This window comes from Streptomyces sp. NPDC005374 (assembly GCF_042872225.1).
Taxonomy (GTDB): Bacteria; Actinomycetota; Actinomycetes; order Streptomycetales; family Streptomycetaceae; genus Streptomyces.
On the sequence record NZ_JBIAKA010000002.1, the window covers coordinates 602,168 to 621,066 of the forward strand.

Consider the following 18,899-nt stretch of genomic DNA (forward strand, 5'->3'; position numbering starts at 1 on the left):
CCTGAGCGAAAGTTAGTTCAACCGGTCGGTACAATCAATACCTATTGATCGGGCCCATCGCCTCATCTACTCTCACTGAATATTCGACCGACCGGTCGAACGAATCATCGCGGGAGCAGCACAGCCCCTGTCACATTGGAGGGCAGATGAACGGATCGACGAAGGTGTCGGACGTCGACGTCCTGGTCGTGGGAGCCGGCGTCACCGGCATCTACCAGCTGTACCGGGCCCGCGAGGCCGGTTTCTCGGTGCGGCTGATCGAGGCCGGCAGCAGCGTGGGCGGCACCTGGTACTGGAACCGCTACCCCGAGGCCCGCTTCGACTCCGAGAGCTACACCTACGGCTACCTGTTCTCCAAGGAGCTGTGGGAGGAGTGGGAGTGGTCGGAGCGGTTCGCCGGGCAGCCGGAGATCGAGCGCTACTTCAACCACGTCGTCGACCGTTTCGACCTGCGCCGCCACATGGTGTTCGACGCCAAGGTGACCTCGGCCGTCTTCGACGAGGGGTCCGGCATCTGGACCGTGACGACGGACGACGGCACCGAGCACCGCGCTCGCCATGTCATCGCGGCGACCGGCATCCTGTCCGTGCCGTTCATCCCGGAGATCCCCGGCCGCGCCGACTTCCGCGGCGACCAGCACCACACCGGCCGCTGGCCGAAGGAGCCCGTCGACTTCACGGGCAAGCGGGTGGCGCAGATCGGCACCGGCTCCAGCGGGGTGCAGATCGTCCCGGCCATCGCCGACGAGGTGGACCGGCTGACGGTGTTCCAGAAGGTGGCCGACTGGGCGACACCGCTGAACAACGCCCCGATCACGCCCGAGGAGCAGACGGAACTGAAGGCGGGTTTCGAGTCGATCCGCGACACGCTCAACACCTCGGTGAGCGGGTTCCTGCACCAGATCACCATGCGCTCGGGCCTGGACGACTCCCCCGAGCAGCGGCAGGCGTTCTTCGAGGAGCGGTGGAACGGGCCCGGGTTCACCAAGCTGTCCGAGCACTACTACGACATGACGACCAACCCGACGGTGAACAAGGAGTGGTGCGAGTTCATCGCCGGGAAGATCCGTGGCATCGTCAAGGACCCGGACACCGCCGAGAAGCTGATCCCCAAGGACCACGGCTACGGCGGCCGTCGTCCGCCCTTCGTGACCGGCTACTTCGAGGCCTTCAACAAGCCGAACGTCGAGCTCGTCGACCTCAACGAGACCCCGATCACCCGCATCACCGAGTCCGGCGTCGAAACCAGTGACGGGGAGCGGGAGTTCGACGTCATCATCTGGGCGACCGGCTACGACTTCGGCACCGGTGCTCTCAACCGGCTTGGCGTGCAAGGGCGTTCGGGACTTCCGCTCAAGGAGTACTGGAAGGACGGCCCGTCCACCTACCTCGGGGTCGCCGTCGCCGGCTTCCCGAACTTCTTCTTCCCCGGCGGTCCGCACGGCGCGCTCGGCAACAACCCGCGCTACTCCGGCGACCAGGTCGACTTCGTCACCGACGTGCTGGTCCACGCCCGTGACCACGGCCACGACATCGTCGAGGTGACCGCGGCAGCCGAGCAGGAATGGACGGACCTGGTCAACGACAGCGCCGCCCAGTCCTCGTTCCTGACGAGCAGTTACTTCTACGGGGCCAACATCCCCGGCAAGCCGGTCCGGCAGCTGCTCAACCCGACCGGGCGCTGGAAGCTCCAGGAGCTCATCAAGGAGGTCGGCGCGAACGGGTACAACACGTTCAGCTTCTCCAAGGCGGCCGACAAGGACGCCTGAAGCCGTCCCACTACCGCGGGGCCCCGCCGGGAATCTCGATCATCCCGGCGGGGCCCCGCGGTGTGCACGGCGTTACGGCTGGAAGGTCGTCACCCTCTTCTGGAACCGCCAGACGCCGTCCCGCCGGGTCAGCGTGTCGTCGTAGCGGCCGACCATCCGCACCGCCCAACCCGCCTCACCGCGCTGGAAGTACGCCAGGTCGCTGACCGCGGTCGCCTCGTCCTCGGTGACCGCGGTGACCACGGTGTTGGCCACCAGGTGCAGTTGCGGCTGCGTGGGCGCGAAGGCCTCGTACCCCTTGCGGATGGCCTCCTGTCCCTCGAAGGTGCCGATGCCGGCGATCTCGGCGACACCGTCGGGCCAGAACAGCTCGGCCAGGTCGTCGGTGCGTCCGGTGTCGAGGGCCTGCGCGTAGGCGCCGATGGCGGCCTGCGTGGCGGCGGCGGCCGTCGCCTCGGTCGATGTGCTCATCTCACTCCTCGAAGTGGGCTGTTCGGCTACTGGAAGGTGGTGCTGCGGCGCTGGATCAGCCAGCTGCCCCCGTGCAGGCGCAGGGTGTCGTCGTAGTGCCCGACGAGCTGCACCGCCCAGCCCGAGTCGCCACGCTGGAGGAAGGCCACGTCGCTGGTGGCGGTCGCCTCGTCGTCGCCCCGGGCGGTGACGACCGTGTTGGTCACCAGGTGCAGCTGCGGCTGCGTCGGCTCCCAGGACTTGAAGGCCGCACGCAGGGCGTCGTGGCCCTCGACCGGGTCCATGCCGGGCAGTTCGAGCACCGCGTCGGGGGCGTACAGCTCGACGATCTCGTCCGTACGGCCGGCGTCCTGGGCCTGGGTGTGTGTGCCGATCACGGCGCGCACCCCTGCCACGACCCACGCCACTGTGGATTCGCTCAATTCGTCCTCCAAGATCGAAGCGTCTTTCGACCACTCAGTCTATTATCAAACAAGAGATTTGTTGACCGGTCGGTCCAATCTCAATAGCATACTGACGGCTGTCAACGAGGACCGTCGCACGAGGAGGCAACATCGTGACCAAGCGTTGGAAGCAGCGTCCGCCCGGCTCCACCTGGGGCGACTTCGGCGAGAACGACGAGCTGGGGCGCATCAACCTGCTGACCCCCGAGAAGGTGCTCCAGGGGGTGCGCGAGGTCGAGCACGGCGTCACGTTCAGCCTGAGTCTGCCGCTCGACTATCCGGGGGGCACGGCCCTCAACCAGCGCCGCTACCCGCCGATCCTGCGCCCCACCGAGGACCTCCAGCACAAGCAGGACGTCTTCTACAACATCAGGGCGAGCGAGCACTTCTCCCCCGACCTCATCGACGTGTGGTCGGACGACGTGGTCACCCTCTGGTTGCAGTACTCGACGCAGTGGGACGCACTCGCCCACCAGGGCGCCGAGTTCGACGCCGACGGCGACGGGGTCGCGGAGCCGGTCTACTACAACGGATACCGCCCCGGCACCGACCTCGTCGGACCGGAGGAGGACGCCAAGGGCGACGGCAGCGGCAGTGTGAGCTTCGCCCGTCACCTCGGCCTGGAGCACATGGCGCAGCACGGCGTGCAGGGCCGCGGCGTCCTGATCGACATCGCCCACCACCTGGGCACCGGCTACCAGCCGGTCAGCTTCGCTCGGCTCCAGGAGATCATGGCGGCGGACGAGGTCGTGGTCGAGCCGGGCGACATCCTCCTGCTGCACACGGGCTTCGCCACCCAGGTCCTCGCCTGGAACAAGAACCCGGACCCGGTCGCCATCCACCAGACGGCCGCCTACCTCGACGCGGACGACCCGGCGCTGCTCGACTGGATCGCCGAGTCGCAGATCTCCGCGATCGCGTCGGACAACTACGCGATCGAGGGTGTGGGCGTCACCCAGGCCCAGGGCCCGCACACCCTGCTGCCGCTCCACCACCTGTGCCTGTTCAAGCTGGGCGTCCCGATGGGCGAGCTGTGGTACCTGCACGACCTGGCGGCCTGGCTGCGCGAGCACAACCGCAGCCGGTTCCTGCTGACCGCTCCCCCGCTGAACCTGCCGGGCACCCAGGGCAGTCCGCTGACGCCGGTCGCCACGGTCTGACCCGCTCCACCAGAAAGGGGCCCCGGGATCACCCGGGGCCCCTTCTCGTACGGCTCAGACCGCCGCGATCCGCCGTACCGTCTCGGCGATCGTGTCCTTGGACGGCAGCCACAGCCGCTCCAGCGAGGGCGCGTAGGGTGCCGGGACGGGCGGCGGGGCCACCCTCGTCACCGGCGCGTCGAGGTGCCAGAACCCCTCGTCGACGGCGAGGGCGGCCAGTTCGGCGCCGACACCGAAGTCCTTGACCGCCTCGTGGGCGATGACCAACCGGTTCGTCTTCGCGAGGGAGCCGAGTACCGTCTCGCGGTCCAGCGGGGTGATGGTGCGCAGGTCGATCACCTCGACGCTCACGCCCTCGGCGGCCAGCGTCTCGGCGGCACCGAGGCAGTCCTGGACCATCCGCGACCAGGAGACGAGGGTGACGTCCGTGCCCTCGCGGACCACGCGTGCCTTCCCCAGCGGGACGAGGTGGTCCTCGGCCGGGCGGGGGCCCTTGAGGCCGTACTGGAGCCGGTTCTCGACGAAGATCACCGGGTTGGGGTCCTGGATGGCGGCGCGCAGCAGTCCGTAGGTGTCGGCGGGGTTGGACGGCATCACCACGGTCAGGCCCGGGATGTGGGCGAGCAGGGCCTCCAGGCTCTGGGAGTGCTGGCTGCCCGAGGAGCGTCCGGCACCGAACTGGGTGCGCACCACGAGGGGCAGCGAGGCCCGGCCGCCGGTCATGAAGCGGAGTTTGGCGGCCTGGTTGAGCAGCATGTCCAGGCAGACGCCGATGAAGTCCATGTACATGATCTCCACGACCGGTTTCATCCCGGCCATGGCCGCCCCGACCGCCGTACCGAGGATCGCGCTCTCGCTGATCGGGGTGTCCCTGACCCGGCCCGGGAAGGCCTCGGCAAGGCCCCGGGTGAGGCCGAAGACGTTGCCGCCCGCGCCGACGTCGATGCCGGCGACGAACACCGAGGGGTCCGCGGTGAGTTCGTGTTCCAGGGCGAGGCGTACGGCGTCCATGGAGCGGAAGATCTCGCCGGACGGCGGGGCGGGTTCCGGTACGGCGGGGCGCGGTGCCGAGACGAAGTCGTACAGGGTCTCCGGGGCGGGCTCGGGCAGGGTGCGGGCCCACTGCACCGCCGCCTCGATCTCCTTGTCGATCTCCTCGTCGACGGCGTCCACGAGGGCGGTGTCGACGCCGGCCACGGAAAGGTGCCGGCGGGCGACGAGGAGCGGGTCGCGTTCCTTGGCGGCGGTCACCTCCTCGGCGCTGCGGTAGCGCTCGGGGTCGCCCTCGTAGTGGCCGTGCCAGCGGTAGGTCTCGGCCTCCACAAGGACCGGGCCGCCGCCCTGGCGCAGCCGTTCCACCACGTCGGTGAGCATTCCGGCGACGGCCAGGACGTCGTTGCCGTCGACGTGGGCGTAGCCGATGCCGTATCCGGCGGCGCGGGCGGAGAGCGGGGCGCGGTGCTGCTCGGAGGCGGGCGAGAACTCGGAGTAGTGGTTGTTCTCGCAGAGGAAGACGACGGGCAGGTCCCAGACGGCGGCCAGGTTGACGGCCTCGTGGAACATGCCCTGGGCGACCGCTCCGTCGCCGAAGAAGGCCACGACGACGTCTCCCGCCGCACGCAGCTTGGCGGCGGTGGCGACCCCGGTGGCGATGGGCAGACCCGCGCCGACGATGCCGTTGGCGCCGTAGATCCCGAGGCGGGGGTCGGCGATGTGCATGGAGCCGCCGCGGCCGTGGTTGGTGCCCGCCTCCTTGCCCATCAGCTCGGCCATCATCGACGCGGAGTCCAGACCCTTGGCGAGGACGTGGCCGTGGCCCCGGTGGGTGGAGGTGATGCCGTCGCGTTCGCCGAGGGGCCAGCAGGCGCCTACGGCGGTGGCCTCCTGGCCGATCGACAGATGCAGGAAGCCCGGGATCTCCGTCGCCTTGTACAGCTCGGACGCCCGCTCCTCGAAGCGGCGGATGCGCCTCATCCGCCGGTACATTTCCAGGAGTTGGTCCGCGTGCGCGGACCGCGTCGCGACGCTCGCGTCAGTGAACTGCGGTGCCTGGGTCATGCGCGTCCTCGCAATGCTCGCGCAGATGGCGCGCCCCGCGCCGTCTGCGTCCGTCTATTAATGTACCGTCTGGTCTAGCAAACTAGAGTGACGACGTCCCGGGACCCGCTGTCCCCCCGAAGCGCCCCTGCGGCGCCCGTTTCGGGCCCGGGATGCGGTCGGTTCGACCCGTCGTCCCGTCAGGGGAGAGATGCGATGCCACGACCGCCTGGTCATGGGCCGGACTTCGAGGTCCGCCGCCAGAAGATCATCGACACGGCCGCCGAACTGTTCGCCCGCCAGGGTTACGCGGCGACCTCCGTCAACGACCTGGGCCGTGCGGTGGGGCTCGCCAAGGGAGCGCTGTACTACTACATCGGTTCCAAGGAGAACCTGCTGATCGAGATCCAGGGGCGGGTGATGAGCCCGCTGCTGTCCCGGGCCCGCCAGATCGCCGAGCTCGACGTGGATCCGCTGGTCAGGCTGCGGCTGATGTCCGAGTCGCTGCTGACGATCATCTTCCACCGGCTCGACCACATCTGGGTCTACGAGCACGACTACCGCAGCCTCACCGGACCGGAGCTGCAGACCCTGCTGGACCAGCGCTCGGAGTTCGAGCGCCTGATCACCGGGCTGCTCATAGACGCGGCCGGGCAGAGCAGCTTCCGCGTGGCGGAGCCGCGCCTGGCGACCCTGCAGTTCCTCAACCTGCACAACCACACCTACCAGTGGGTGAAGCCGGGCGGTCGCTGGGATCCGGCGTATCTGTCCCGTGAGTACTGCGTGACGCTGTTCCGCGGGTTCGGCGCGAGCGACGACTCCCTCAAGGACACCGAGGAGCGGGCCGCCGCGTTCAAGCGCGACCGGCCGGAACTCCCGCTGGACCCCGAGGCCGTCTGGGAGCCGGCCGCGGTCGGCCGCTGAAGCGGGCCCGCGGTGCGCTCCGGCGCACCGCGGGACGCTCGTCATACGCCCTTCACCAGCGCCCTCGCGATGACGTTGCGCTGGATCTCGTTGGTGCCCTCGCCGATCTCCAGGATCTTCGCGTCGGCGTAGAACCGGGAGATCTCCGACTCGCGCACATAGCCGTAGCCGCCGTGGATCTGGACCGCCTCGGAGGCGGCGCGGTTGGCGACCTCGGAGGTGTACAGCTTGGCCATGGCCGCCTCCGTGCTGTGCGGACGCCCCCGGTCGGCGAGCCAGGCCGCCCGGTAGACCATCCAGCGGGCGGCCTCGACCTGGGTGCCGATGTCGGCGAGCTTGTGGGAGACGGCCTGGAAGTCGGAGAGCGGGCGCCCGAACTGGTGGCGTTCCTTGGCGTGCTTGAGGGCCAGCGCGAGGGCGGCCTTGGCCAGCGACAGGCCCAGTGCGGCGACACTGATGCGGCCCGTGTCCAGTACCGCGAGGAACTGGCGCAGCCCGCCCCCCTCGTCGCCGACCAGGTGGTCCTCCGGGATCCAGCAGTCGGCGAAGACCAGTTCCCGGGTGTCCATGGCGTGCCAGCCGAGCTTCTTCAGCTTGGGGCCACAGCTGTAGCCAGGGGTGCCGGTGGGGACGTAGAAGGTCGCGTACCCCTTGCGTCCGTCGGTCCCCTTGCCGGTGGTGGCGAGCAGGGTGACGCCCTGGCTGATGTCGGTGCCCGCGTTGGTGATGAACATCTTCGTGCCGTTCAGCACCCAGCCGCCGTCCGCGCGGCGGGCGGTGGTGGCGATGCCGGCGGCGTCGGAGCCGGCATCGGGTTCGGTGAGGCCGAAGGCGCCTATGGCCTCGCCGCGGGCCAGCGGGGCCAGCCAGCGCTGCTTCTGCGCCTCGGTTCCGTAGGCGAGGAGGGGAAGGGTGGCGATGGTCGAGTGCGCGTTCCAGGAGGAGGCGACCGACTGGTCGGCGGCGCCGAGTTCCTCCATCACGGCCACGTAGGAGACGGTGTCGGAGCCCGCGCCGCCGTACTCCTCGGGCACGAGCATGCCCATCAGGCCCAGCTCGCCGAGCTTGGTGAAGACGTGCGTCGGGAAGTGCTCGTTCTCGGACCATTCGGCCGCGTGGGGGGTGATCTCCTTGGCCGCGAACTCGCGGACCATGTCCTGGAGGTCCCGGGTTTCCTCCGGCAGGTCGAAATCCATGTCACAGTCCCTTCGGGGTCAGCAGAACCTTGAGGTGGCGGGCCCGGTCGGCGGCCAGGTCCGCGAAGACCCCGGCTCCCTCCGCGAGCGCGAAACGTCCGGTGATCAGAGGTGCGGCGTCCAGGCGTCCGGTGCTCATGAGGTCGATCACGCGGGGGATGTCGTGGTGGTAGCCGAGCGTGCCCAGCACGGCGCGCTCGTAGAAGACGAGCTGGCCCATGTCGAACTCGACCTTGCCGTGGCCGACCCCGGCGAGGACGACCCGGCCGCCACGGCGGACCGTGGCGACGGCCTGTCCGGCCAGTCCGGGTACTCCGGTCGCGTCGATGACCACGTCCGGGCCGATGCGGCCGGTCCTCAGGAACAGCTCGCGGCGTACGTCGGTCTCGCGCGGGTCGAGGGCCTCGGTGACGCCGAGCTCGAGGAGCCGTTCCCGGCGTTCCTTCAGCGGCTCGCTCACATAGAGCCCGGCTGCGCCCGCCAGTTTCGCCGCGAGGACCACGGCGAAGCCGATGGGGCCGCCGCCGACGACCAGGACGTTGTCGCCGGGCCGCACTCCCCCGCGTGTGACGGCGTGCAGGCCGACGGCGAGGGGTTCGGCGACGGCCGCCATCTCGTCGGAGACGTTGTCGGGCAGCTTGGTGAGTCCGGCGATCGGGACGGTGACCCGGTCGGCGAACGCGCCGGAGGAGGCGAGACCGACCGAGCCGCTCTTCGGGCAGATGTGGTACTCGCCGCGCACGCACCAGTAGCAGACACCGCAGCGCCACACCGGGTCGGCGGTGACGCGGTCGCCGACCGCGATGCCGGGCACCTGCGCCCCCAACGCGAGGACCGTGCCGCTGAGTTCGTGGCCAAGGGCGAGGGGTGGACTGGCTCCGGTGAGGGGGTGCGGGCCCTCGCGGATCATGTGGGGGCCTTCGAGGTACTCGTGGAGGTCCGTGCCGCAGATTCCGCACCAGGCCACGTCGATGACGGCCTCGTGCGGCCCGGGCTCGGGCGGGTCGGGGAGTTCCTCCAGCCGCAGGTCCCTCGCGCCGTGCCAGCGCAGTGCCTTCATCTGTCCGCCCCTTTCATGTCTAACGACCTTCGTGATTGCCACGTTGTGTTGTCTGTCGAGTGCGGCTGCTTCGTGGCTTGTCGCGCAGTTCCCCGCGCCCCTACGAGGCCCCTACGAGGCCCCTTCGGGGCCCGCAAAACTTGCCTTGCCCGGGCCGTGCTGCAAGAAGGAGTTGATGCCCTGGGTTGCGTGCTCTGTGGCGAACACCCCTGCGAAGAGGGAGCGTTCGAGGGCAAGGCCGGTGGAGAGGCTGGTGTCGGCGCCGTGGTCCACCGCCTCCTTGATGGCCTCCAGGGCGGCAGGTGGGCCCTCGGCCAGGCGGTGGGCATAGGCGAGCGCGGCGTCGAGGACCGCGTCCGCGGGGACCACCTCGTCGACCAGACCCAGTCGCAGCGCCTCCTCGGCGCCCACCCGGCGGCCGGTCATCAGCAGGTTCTTCGCCCGTGACGGTCCGATCAGCCGGACGAGCCGCTGGGTGCCGCCCGAGCCGGGCATGATCCCGAGCTGCACCTCGGGCTGGCCGAGGATCGCGTTGTCGGCGGCCACCCGGTAGTCGGCGGCGAGGGCCAGCTCCATGCCCCCGCCGAGCGCGTACCCGGTGACCGCGGCGACGACCGGCATGGGGAGCCGGGCGATCTCCTCGAAGGTCCGCTGCAGTGCGCGGTTCCAGCCCCGTACCTCCTCGGGCCCCATCGCGGACAGCGCCTTGATGTCCGCACCGGCGGCGAAGAGCCGTTCCCCTCCGTGGAGCACCACGGCACGCACGCCCCGGGCGTCCGCCAGCTCACGCGTGCGCGCGGCGAGTTCGTCCCGCTGGCGGTCGTCGAACGCGTTCATCGGCGGGTTGTCCAGACGGACCGTGACGACGGGTCCGTCGGTGTCGAGGCGGATACGTGGCACGGGGCCCTCCTCGTCTGCGGGGAGCGGCATCGCCGATTGCCGGACGGGTTGTCGCTCGACGCGCGTCGTCGTAGAGTGCGGACAGGTTTTATAGACCAAGAGGTACACTAAATCTTGGGAGCGAGCAACCGACCGGTCGGGACATTCCTGACCGCCGAGCCGAGAGAGTTGCCGTGCACAATTTCGCGAGCATCCTCGATTACCACCTGTCCCAACGCCCCGAGGCCGTGGTGGTGGTACAGGAAAAGCAGCACCTGACCGTGCGCGAGCTGCATGAACGGGTGAACCGGCTGGCAGCGGGACTGGCCGGCCTCGGGGTCCGGCGCGGAGACGTCGTCGGCCTGCTGCTGTACAACCAGCCGGAATTTCTGGAACTGGTGTACGCGGCGGGCCGGCTCGGCGCGGTATTCCTGCCGCTGAACTACCGGCTGTCCGAGGAGGAATGGCAGTACATCCTGGGGCACGCGCGGGCGAAGGTCCTCGTGACGGAACCGGAGTTCCTGCGCGCGGCGGACCGGATGGCCGCGAACCTGCCGGAGCTGGCGCACCGCGTCCAGGTCGGCGACGAGGCTGTAAGCGAGCCGTGGACCGGTTACGAGGAACTGCTCGCCCGGTACGAGGGCGCCCGGGTGGAGCCCGTCGAGGTCGGGCCCGAGGACCTCCAGCGGCTGATGTACACGTCCGGCACCACGGCACGCCCCAAGGGCGTGTGCATCACCTACGGCAACGTGCAGGCGAAGAACCTGGCGCACATCGTCCACTTCGGGCTCACGTCGGCGGACACCACGCTGGTCTGCGGCCCGCTGTATCACGTGGGCGGTCTCGACATGCCGGCCCTGGGCGTGCTGTACACGGGCGGACGCGTGGTCCTGCAGCGGAAGTTCGACCCGGTCGGCGCCCTGGCCTCGATCGAGGAGCACCGTGTCACCAACGCGTGGCTGGCGCCCGCGATGGTGAACGCCGTGCTGGAGGTCCCGGATCGCGACACCTACGACACCACGTCGGTGCGGTTCGTCCTGGGCGGCGGCGAGAAGACCCCCGAGCCGGTACTGCGGCGGATCATGACCGCGTTCCCGAACGCCTGGTTCGCCGACGCCTACGGGCTGACCGAGACCGTCTCCGGCGACACCTTCCTCGACCGTGAGCACGCGCTGACCAAGCTGGGCTCGGTCGGACGGCCCGTGCCGCACACGCGCGTGCGGATCGTCGACGACACCGGCGAGGAGGTCCCGGCAGGAGAGCTCGGCGAGATCACCCTGCGCGGCCCGAAGGTCTTCGCGGGGTACTGGCGGGACGAGAAGGCCACCGCCGCCGCCCTGAGGGACGGCTGGTTCCACACCGGGGACATCGGTCATGTCGACGAGGAGGGGTTTCTCTACATCGACGACCGCAAGAAGGACATGATCGTCTCGGGCGGCGAGAACATCGCGACCCCCGAGGTCGAGCGGGTGCTGTACGAGCATCCCGCGGTACTGGAGGCCGCGGTCGTGGGCCTCACCCACCCCCGTTGGGGTGAAGTGCCGCGCGCCTTCGTCGTGTTGCGGGCCGGGACGGACGCCGGGGCGGAGGAGCTGCGGGAGTTCTGCCGGGCCCGGCTCGCCAGGTTCAAGGTGCCCGCCCGCTTCGACTTCGTCGACGAGCTGCCCCGTACGCCTTCGGGCAAGGTCCTCAAGCGGACCCTGCGTGATCTTCCCGTCGAGGAGGGCTCATGAGCGACCTGCGGCTGGACCGGAAGACGGTGTGGGTGACGGGCGCGGGGAAGGGGCTCGGGCGGGCGATCGCCGTCGCCCTCGCCCAGGCGGGCGCCACCGTCGCGGTGACCGCGCGCACCGCGCCGGACCTGGAGCGGCTTGAGACCGAACTCGCCGGGGACGGCGGCAAGGTGCTGGTCGTGCCCGGTTCGATCGCCGACTCCGACGCCGTGCGGGACATGGTCGAGCGGATCACCCAGTGGACGGGCCGGCTGGACGCGGTCGTCAACTGCGCCGGGATCAGCCCGCACTTCACCCGCAGCGAGAAGGTCAGCGACCGGGACTGGCAGCAGGTCATGGACGTCAACCTGCAGGGCACGTTCTACTGCTGCCGCGAGGCCGGCAAGGTGATGCTGGAGCAGCGTTCTGGATCGATCGTCAACGTGTCGTCCGTGCACGCCAGCACCGGCTTCGAGCGGATCGCCGCGTACGCCGCGAGCAAGGGCGGGGTCGAGGCGCTGACCCGGGCCCTCGCGGTGGAGTGGGCCGATCGCGGGGTACGGGTCAACTCCCTCGCGCCCGGCTACTTCCACACCGACCTCAGCTCCGGTCTCCTGGACAGCCGCTGGGGCGAACGGATCGTGGCCGCCACTCCCCTGGGCCGGGTGGGCGACGCCGGGGAACTGGGCGGGGCCGCGGTGTTCCTCGCCTCGGACGCGTCCCGGTTCGTCACCGGCACGACGCTCACGGTGGACGGGGGCTGGACGGCCCGGTGAACGATCCCGGACCCGGGGTGTAGCGCACTACACCCCGGGTCCGGGACCGCGCTCCCTCGTCGCCGGCCGCCGGTTCCACAAGAGTTGATCTCGCATCCCCCACCGTCGAGACCAACTTCCAGGAGTGCGACACACCATGTACGGCAGCGATTTCGAGGGACGCGGCGTGATCGTCACCGGAGCGGGGTCGGGCGTCGGCCGGGCCGCCGCGCTTCAGTTCGCGGGTGAGGGCGCCCGGGTGGTGCTCGCCGACCGGAGCAAGGAAGCCGTCGGGCAGGTGCTGCGAACGATCGAGTACGCGGGAGGCGCGGCCCGCGCGGTCGTCGGTGATCTCAGCGAGCAGCATGTGGTCGACGAGGTGGTCGCCACCGCGGTGGGCTTCTTCGGCGGGGTGGGCGTCCTGGTGCACACCGCCGGGATCACGGACCGGATGTCGGCCCTCGCGGACACCGACGACGCCGAGTGGCGGCGCGTCCTGGAGGTGAACCTGACCGCGCCGTTCCTGCTGACGCGTGCCGTGCTGCCGCATATGCTGGCCGAGGAGCGGGGCGCGATCGTCTTCTCCGCGTCGGAGGCGGGTGTCCGGGGCGGGGCTGCGGGGGCGGCCCGTACCGCCGCCGAGCACGGCATCCGCGGTCTGGTGAAGTCCCTGGCCGTGATGTACCGCTGGCACGGCATCCGGGCCAACGCCGTCGCCACGGCGACCGGTATGCCGGCCGACGCGGACCCGGGAGCCCACGGCCCCACGGTCCTGTCCCCCTACCTCGGGCTGTCCGGCGAGACCGCGGGTCCGCACGAGCAGGCCGCGGCCATGCTCTTCCTCGCCTCCGACGACGCCCGCCACATCAACGGGCATGTCCTGCCCGTCGACAACGGCTGGTCGGCGGTGTGACCCGGGTGGGGTCGAGCCGGCCGTACGGGTCGTACCGAAAGGCCGGATCAGGCCCGCGCGAACCGGAGCGGCTCCGGCAGCTCCCGGTGGTACGGCTGGGCCGTGCCGAAGAGTTCGTCGGTCACCGACCGTACGGCGTTCACGACCAGTGGTGCGATGCGCTCCACGGCCGAACCGCCCTCGCCCACCGCCGAGATCGCGGCCACCGGCCCGTCCGGGCCACGGATCGCGAGGCCGACACAGGCGATGTCCGGGAAGCACTCGCCGCGGTCCACGGCCAGGCCGTTACGGCGGCGTACGGCGCCCAGTTCGCGGTGCAGGATGTCGAGGTGCCCGATGCTGTGCGGGGTGCGGCGCTCCATCGCCCGGGCGTAGCGGTCGTCGATCTCCTCGGGGCTCAGCCAGGCGAGCATCGCCTTGCCCAGTCCGGTGCAGTGCGCGACCTCCCGGCCGCCGACCCGGGAGGGGATGTCGACCGCGGCCCGGCCCCCCACCTTGTCGAGGTAGTAGATCTCGGGGCCGTCGAGGACGGCGAGATGCACCACCATCCTGGTGCGGACGGCCAGTTCGAGCAGTTGGGGTGCGGCGGCGGCCCGCAGGGTGCTGTGGCCGATCTCCCGTCCGCCGAGACCGAGAGCGCGGGGTCCGAGCAGATAGCCGGTCAGGGTGTGATGCAGCCAGTCGAGCCGGACCAGCTGGTCGAGTATGCGGTGGGTCGTCGAGCGTGGCAGCCCGGTACGGCGGGAGACCGTCTCGAGCGTCAGTCGGGTCTGTGGACACTCGAAGAGATCCATGATCAACGTCACGCGCTCCATCATCGACGGCGGGAGCGCGTGCCGTTCGGCCTCGGTTCGCGGATCAAGGCGAAGGGCAGACGTCATCGTCGGTGCCTCTCTGCTAAAACTGAAATCTATTTCAGTTTGGCGCCTGCGCCAACGTACCAACCCTCCGCCCGCAGTCCAAGAGGCGTGCACCACGGGATTGTTGGGGGCGCGTGTCAGCCCGCCTCCCCGACGATGTCGAGCACCGCGAGATACCCGAAGGCGAGGCTGGACCCGATCGGTGTGCCCGCGCCGGGGTACACCCGCCCCGACATCGCCGCCGCGGTGTTCCCGGCCGCGTACAGCCCCTCGATGGGCCGGCCGTCCGGGCGCAGCACCCTGGCGTGTTCGTCGGTCCTCAGCCCGCCCTTGGTGCCGATGTCCGACGGGACGACGGTCGCCGCGTAGAAGGGCGCGGTGTCGATCGGCAGGAGCAGCTGGCTCGGGAAGCCGGGCACGGCCGTGGCCTCGAAGTTCTGCCTCGGGTCGGCCGGGAACGGCACGATGTGCTGGAACATCTGGTCCCACGGTGTCTCACCGCGACGGAACCTCTCGTCGACGCCGGTGTGCGCGTAGCCGTTGAACTCCTTGACGGTCCGGTCCAGCGCGTCGAACGGTACGTCGATCAGCCGTGCCAGCTCCTCCAGGGTGTCGGCCTTCTTGAGCGCACCGGACTCCAGCCACTCGGCGGGCGCCGGTTCGGCGCCCGGGAAGCCGATGCCGTCCCGGTCGAACTGCCGCTGGTCGAAGACCCAGTGGCAGGGGATGTGCCGCACACCGGTGCTCGCGTGGAGGCGGACGATCTCGTGGCCCGCCTGGTCGTAGGGGCGGGTCTCGTTGACGAAGCGTTCGCCCGCGCCGTTGACCCAGATCCCGCCGCGGGTGCCGGTGTGGAAGACCGGGAGTCCGTCCGGCCGGACGAGCCCCGGCACGAACCAGGCCTCGTCGAGGAGTTCGGTGTCAGCGCCGATGGCGACACCCGCCTTCAGCGCGTCGCCGGTGTTGGCCGGGGCGCCGTTGGACCACTCACCGGTCAAGTGCTGGTGCCGCTCGCGCAGTTCACGGTCGCGCTCGAACCCGCCGGCCGCGAGGAGTACGCCTCGCTCGGCGCGGAAGCGGACGGGTTCGCCGTCACTGACGGCGTCCACGCCGACGACTCTGCCGTCCTCGACGACGAGGCCGTCCAGCGCGGTGTTGATCCGGAGCGTGCCGTTGCCGGTCTCCAGGAACGCCGCCAGTGCCCGCCCGATCAGCGCGCGGCCGCCGCTGACGACGGGGCCCTCGTCGAAGCCCCACCGCTCGGTGGGAAGGGAGCGGCGGACCAGGTCGAAGCGCTCTCCCAGTTCGGCGACCGGCAGGGGCGGCGGGAAGACGGTCCGTCCCGTCGGTGTGCTGCCGGGGCTGTCCGCGTAGTAGTCGGGGACGGGCCCGTGCACGAACGACTGGAACCAGGGGTTCTGTTCGAGCTCGTCGATCAGGCGCCGGCCGGCGTCCAGGTAGGCGTCCTGGCGCTTCTCCCGCGCGCTGTCGGCGACGACCTCGCGCAGATAGGTCCGCGCGTTCTCGACGTCGTCCTCGATGCCCGCCCTCGCCAGGGGTGCGGAGCCGGGGAACCACAGGCCGGCCCCGGAGTAGGCGACCGTGCCGCCCACCGCGCCGGTCTTCTCGATGACGAGCGTGCGCAGTCCGCGCGACGCCGCCACATAGGCCCCGACCAGGCCGCCGCCCGATCCGACGACGATGACGTCGTAACTGTCCTCGTTGTCGGGGCCGTTGGTGTTGTTGGTCATCCTTGACCTCCTCCGGTGGTGCCCAGACGGTCCCAGCACGGTCGTGGGGCGCCGGTCGCCGAGTCCCGGTGAGCGGAACGCCGCATGGCTGTGATCAGGCGCGACCACCCACGCTGGGATCACCACGAGTTGAGGATGCGGATGACAGACGTAGGGGCTTCGATGACCGTCGCGAACCGTGAGAGAGCCGTGGCCGAAGCGGCCGGACGACTCGTCGGGGCCGCCCGGGAGCGGCGGCCCTGCGCACCTGTGCGGGACCTCCTCGGCCCGACCGACATCGGGCTCGCCTACGCCGTCCAGCGGCGGATCGTCGACGACCGGATCGCGCGCGGGGCACGGGTCGTAGGCCGCAAGATCGGTCTGACCTCGGCGGCGGTGCAGCGCCAAGTGGGCGTGGACCGGCCCGACTTCGGGGTGCTGCTCGACGACATGGACGCCACCGGACTTCCGGCACTGCCCAGCGAGCGGCTGCTCCAGCCGAGGGCCGAGGCGGAGATCGCGTTCGTCCTCGCCGCGGATCTCGACGCCGAGGACCCCGCCGACCTCGACGTGGAGCGGGTCCGTGGGGCCGTCGGACATGCCGTGGCCGCGCTGGAGATCGTGGACAGCAGGGTGGCCGACTGGGACATCGCGATCACCGACACGGTCGCCGACAACGCGTCCAGCGGCATGTTCGTCCTGGGCCCGCAACGGGTCGCGCTCACGGAGTTCGAGCCGCGGGAGGTGACCATGCGCCTGTACGCCGACGGCGTGCTCGCGTCCGAGGGCGACGGGTCGGCCTGTCTGGGCGATCCGCTGCTGGCGCTGCTGTGGCTGGCGCGTACCGCGCGGGAGTTCGGCGACCCGCTGCGCGCCGGGCAGGTCGTGCTCTCCGGAGCCCTCGGGCCGCTGGTCCCGACGCCGCCCGGAACCACCGTACGGGCCGAGATCGCCGGCCTCGGTCCGGTCACCGCAACGTTCTCACCGAAGGATTCCGAGGGATGACGAAGACGAAAGTGGCCGTGATCGGTTCCGGCAACATCGGAACCGACCTGATGATCAAGATCCTGCGGCTGTCCGACACGCTGGAGATGGCCGCGATGGTGGGCATCGACCCGGACTCGGACGGGCTGGCCCGTGCCGCGCGGCTGAAGGTGCCCGTGACGCACGAGGGCGTGGACGGGCTGATCCGGATGGAGGGCTTCGACGACATCGCCATCGTCTTCGACGCCACGTCGGCGAAGGCGCACATCGAGAACGCCAAGCGGCTGTCGCCGTACGGCAAGCGCCTGGTGGACCTGACTCCGGCGGCGATCGGACCCTACGTCGTGCCGCCCGTGAACCTGGACGAGCATCTGAACAGCGACAACCTGAACCTGGTCACCTGCGGCGGCCAGGCCACCATCCCGATCGTGCACGCCGTCAGCCGGGTCACGCCGGTGCCCTACGCCGAGATCGTCGCCTCCATCTCCTCGAAGTCGGCGGGGCCCGGCACCCGGGCCAACATCGACGAGTTCACGGAGACCACGGCCGCCGCGATCGAGCAGGTCGGGGGCGCGGGGCGCGGCAAGGCGATCATCGTGCTCAATCCGGCCGAGCCGCCGCTGATCATGCGGGACACGGTGTTCTGCCTGATCGGGGACGCCGACCAGGAGGCGGTGCGGACGTCCGTCGAGGAGATGGTCGCCGCCGTGGCCGAGTACGTGCCCGGCTACCGGCTCAAGCAGCGGGTGCAGTTCACGCCGATCGCCCCCGACGAGCCCGTCCACACCCTGCTGCCCGACGGCGCTCCTCCGGTGACCACGAAGGTCGCCGTCTTCCTCGAGGTCGAGGGCGCCGCGCACTACCTGCCCGCCTACGCCGGCAACCTGGACATCATGACCTCGGCCGCCCTGCGGGTCGCCGAACGCGTCGCGACCCACTCCGAGGTGACCCGATGACCGAGCTGTACGTACAGGACGTGACGCTGCGGGACGGCATGCACGCCGTCCGGCACCGGATCACCCCGGAGTTCGTGTCCAGGATCGCGGCCGCTCTCGACCGGGCCGGTGTGGACGCCATCGAGGTCGCCCACGGCGATGGGCTGACCGGCGGCAGTCTCGCCTACGGGCCGGGCAGCAACACCGACTGGGAGTGGATCGAGGCGGCCGCCGACGCCATCGACCGGGCGGTGCTGACGTCTCTGCTGCTGCCCGGGATCGGCACCATCGCCGAGCTGAAGCGGGCCTTCGCGCTCGGGGTGCGGTCGGTGCGCATCGCCACGCACTGCACCGAGGCGGACGTCTCGGCCCAGCACATCGCCACCGCGCGGGAGTTGGGCATGGACGTCTCGGGGTTCCTGATGATGAGCCACATGGCCCCGCCCGGGAAGCTGGCCGAGCAGGCGAAGCTGATGGAGTCCTACGGCGCGCACTGCGTGTACGTCACCGACTCCGGGGGCCGGCTCACCATGGACGGGGTCCGTGACCGGGTCCGCGCCTACCAGGAGGTCCTCGACCCGGCGACCGAGATCGGCATCCACGCACACGAGAACCTCTCCCTGTCGGTGGCCAACTCGGTGGTCGCCGTGGAGGAGGGCGTGACACGGGTGGACGCCTCGCTTGCCGGGCAGGGAGCGGGCGCGGGCAACTGTCCGATCGAGCCGTTCATCGCGGTGGCGACCCTGAACGGCTGGGAGCACGGCTGCGACGTGTTCGCCCTGCAGGACGCCGCCGACGACCTGGTCCGCCCACTCCAGGACCGCCCGGTGCGGGTCGACCGGGAAACCCTCACGCTGGGCTTCGCGGGCGCCTACTCCAGCTTCCTGCGCCACGCGGAGGCGGCGGCCAGGCAGTACGGGCTCGACGCGCGCACCATCCTTCTGGAGGTCGGCAGGCGCGGGCTGGTCGGCGGGCAGGAGGACATGATCGTGGACATCGCGCTCGACCTGACGGCAGCGTCCGCCTGACGGACCGCGCACAGGGCCTCCCGGAACTCCGGGAGGCCCTTTC

Annotated in this window: 17 protein-coding genes; 9 read left to right on the forward strand and 8 right to left on the reverse strand. The window is 70.4% G+C overall.

What is annotated here, in order from left to right; all coding sequences use genetic code 11:
* Positions 1-146 precede the first annotated feature (146 nt).
* Positions 147-1,769 carry a flavin-containing monooxygenase gene (locus tag ACFYRX_RS08245; RefSeq protein WP_389097510.1) on the forward strand — a complete coding sequence of 541 codons (1,623 nt, stop codon included), beginning with the start codon at positions 147-149 and terminating at the stop codon, positions 1,767-1,769.
* A gap of 72 nt (positions 1,770-1,841) precedes the next feature.
* Here ACFYRX_RS08245 and ACFYRX_RS08250 read toward each other — a convergent pair whose 3' ends face one another.
* Together ACFYRX_RS08250 and ACFYRX_RS08255 are read right to left on the reverse strand one after the other, a co-directional pair.
* Positions 1,842-2,240, reverse strand: a complete 399-nt coding sequence (locus ACFYRX_RS08250; protein ID WP_389097511.1) for a nuclear transport factor 2 family protein — start codon at positions 2,238-2,240, stop codon at positions 1,842-1,844.
* A 26-nt stretch (positions 2,241-2,266) separates the two neighbouring features.
* On the reverse strand, positions 2,267-2,662 hold the full coding sequence (locus ACFYRX_RS08255) for a nuclear transport factor 2 family protein (protein ID WP_389097512.1): 396 nt from the start codon (positions 2,660-2,662) through the stop codon (positions 2,267-2,269).
* Between the two features lie 134 nt (positions 2,663-2,796).
* Between ACFYRX_RS08255 and ACFYRX_RS08260 the strand changes: the two genes are divergently transcribed.
* A complete protein-coding gene (locus ACFYRX_RS08260; protein WP_389097513.1) occupies positions 2,797-3,843 on the forward strand; it encodes a cyclase family protein in 1,047 nt (348 codons plus the stop codon).
* Positions 3,844-3,897: 54 nt separating this feature from the next.
* Here ACFYRX_RS08260 and ACFYRX_RS08265 read toward each other — a convergent pair whose 3' ends face one another.
* Positions 3,898-5,901, reverse strand: coding sequence for a pyruvate dehydrogenase complex E1 component subunit beta (locus tag ACFYRX_RS08265; RefSeq protein WP_389097514.1), 2,004 nt, complete (start codon positions 5,899-5,901; stop codon positions 3,898-3,900).
* Between the two features lie 195 nt (positions 5,902-6,096).
* Here ACFYRX_RS08265 and ACFYRX_RS08270 point away from each other — a divergent pair, with 195 nt between their 5' ends.
* Positions 6,097-6,804, forward strand: coding sequence for a TetR/AcrR family transcriptional regulator (locus tag ACFYRX_RS08270; protein WP_389097515.1), 708 nt, complete (start codon positions 6,097-6,099; stop codon positions 6,802-6,804).
* A 41-nt stretch (positions 6,805-6,845) separates the two neighbouring features.
* Here the strand turns inward: ACFYRX_RS08270 and ACFYRX_RS08275 are convergent, their stop codons facing one another.
* From ACFYRX_RS08275 to ACFYRX_RS08285, 3 genes are all read right to left on the reverse strand, one after another.
* The gene (locus tag ACFYRX_RS08275) at positions 6,846-8,000 is read right to left on the reverse strand and encodes an acyl-CoA dehydrogenase family protein (protein ID WP_389097516.1); all 1,155 of its coding nucleotides are present in this window, start codon (positions 7,998-8,000) and stop codon (positions 6,846-6,848) included.
* 1 nt (position 8,001) lies between these two features.
* Positions 8,002-9,060: a 2,3-butanediol dehydrogenase gene (locus tag ACFYRX_RS08280; RefSeq protein WP_389097517.1), complete on the reverse strand. Its 1,059-nt coding sequence runs from the start codon at positions 9,058-9,060 to the stop codon at positions 8,002-8,004.
* Between the two features lie 111 nt (positions 9,061-9,171).
* Positions 9,172-9,990 carry an enoyl-CoA hydratase/isomerase family protein gene (locus ACFYRX_RS08285; RefSeq protein WP_389097518.1) on the reverse strand — a complete coding sequence of 273 codons (819 nt, stop codon included), beginning with the start codon at positions 9,988-9,990 and terminating at the stop codon, positions 9,172-9,174.
* 143 nt (positions 9,991-10,133) lie between these two features.
* Here ACFYRX_RS08285 and ACFYRX_RS08290 point away from each other — a divergent pair, with 143 nt between their 5' ends.
* The 3 genes from ACFYRX_RS08290 (at position 10,134) to ACFYRX_RS08300 (ending at position 13,319) form a co-directional block, all read left to right on the forward strand.
* Positions 10,134-11,672, forward strand: coding sequence for a long-chain fatty acid--CoA ligase (locus tag ACFYRX_RS08290; protein ID WP_389097519.1), 1,539 nt, complete (start codon positions 10,134-10,136; stop codon positions 11,670-11,672).
* A complete protein-coding gene (locus ACFYRX_RS08295) occupies positions 11,669-12,427 on the forward strand; it encodes an SDR family NAD(P)-dependent oxidoreductase (RefSeq protein WP_389097520.1) in 759 nt (252 codons plus the stop codon). Before ACFYRX_RS08290 ends, ACFYRX_RS08295 begins: the two co-directional genes overlap by 4 nt.
* Positions 12,428-12,563: 136 nt before the next feature.
* Positions 12,564-13,319, forward strand: a complete 756-nt coding sequence (locus tag ACFYRX_RS08300) for an SDR family NAD(P)-dependent oxidoreductase (RefSeq protein ID WP_389097521.1) — start codon at positions 12,564-12,566, stop codon at positions 13,317-13,319.
* A gap of 47 nt (positions 13,320-13,366) precedes the next feature.
* Here ACFYRX_RS08300 and ACFYRX_RS08305 read toward each other — a convergent pair whose 3' ends face one another.
* Together ACFYRX_RS08305 and ACFYRX_RS08310 are read right to left on the reverse strand one after the other, a co-directional pair.
* A complete protein-coding gene (locus ACFYRX_RS08305; protein WP_389097522.1) occupies positions 13,367-14,200 on the reverse strand; it encodes an IclR family transcriptional regulator in 834 nt (277 codons plus the stop codon).
* A gap of 116 nt (positions 14,201-14,316) precedes the next feature.
* Positions 14,317-15,930 (reverse strand): FAD-binding protein, encoded by a 1,614-nt coding sequence (locus tag ACFYRX_RS08310; protein ID WP_389097523.1) that lies wholly within the window; start codon positions 15,928-15,930, stop codon positions 14,317-14,319.
* A gap of 162 nt (positions 15,931-16,092) precedes the next feature.
* On the opposite strand from ACFYRX_RS08310, the gene ACFYRX_RS08315 reads away from it, so the two are divergent.
* From ACFYRX_RS08315 to dmpG, 3 genes are read left to right on the forward strand one after another with little or no spacing between them, the layout of a single operon-like run.
* The gene (locus ACFYRX_RS08315) at positions 16,093-16,914 is read left to right on the forward strand and encodes a 2-keto-4-pentenoate hydratase (protein WP_389097524.1); all 822 of its coding nucleotides are present in this window, start codon (positions 16,093-16,095) and stop codon (positions 16,912-16,914) included.
* Complete coding sequence (locus tag ACFYRX_RS08320) at positions 16,911-17,849, forward strand: acetaldehyde dehydrogenase (acetylating) (RefSeq protein ID WP_389097525.1); 939 nt, start codon at positions 16,911-16,913, stop codon at positions 17,847-17,849. The genes ACFYRX_RS08315 and ACFYRX_RS08320 overlap by 4 nt, the downstream gene beginning before the upstream one ends.
* Positions 17,846-18,856 carry a 4-hydroxy-2-oxovalerate aldolase gene (gene dmpG / locus ACFYRX_RS08325; protein WP_389097526.1) on the forward strand — a complete coding sequence of 337 codons (1,011 nt, stop codon included), beginning with the start codon at positions 17,846-17,848 and terminating at the stop codon, positions 18,854-18,856. The genes ACFYRX_RS08320 and dmpG overlap by 4 nt, the downstream gene beginning before the upstream one ends.
* The last annotated feature ends 43 nt before the right edge of the window (positions 18,857-18,899 follow it).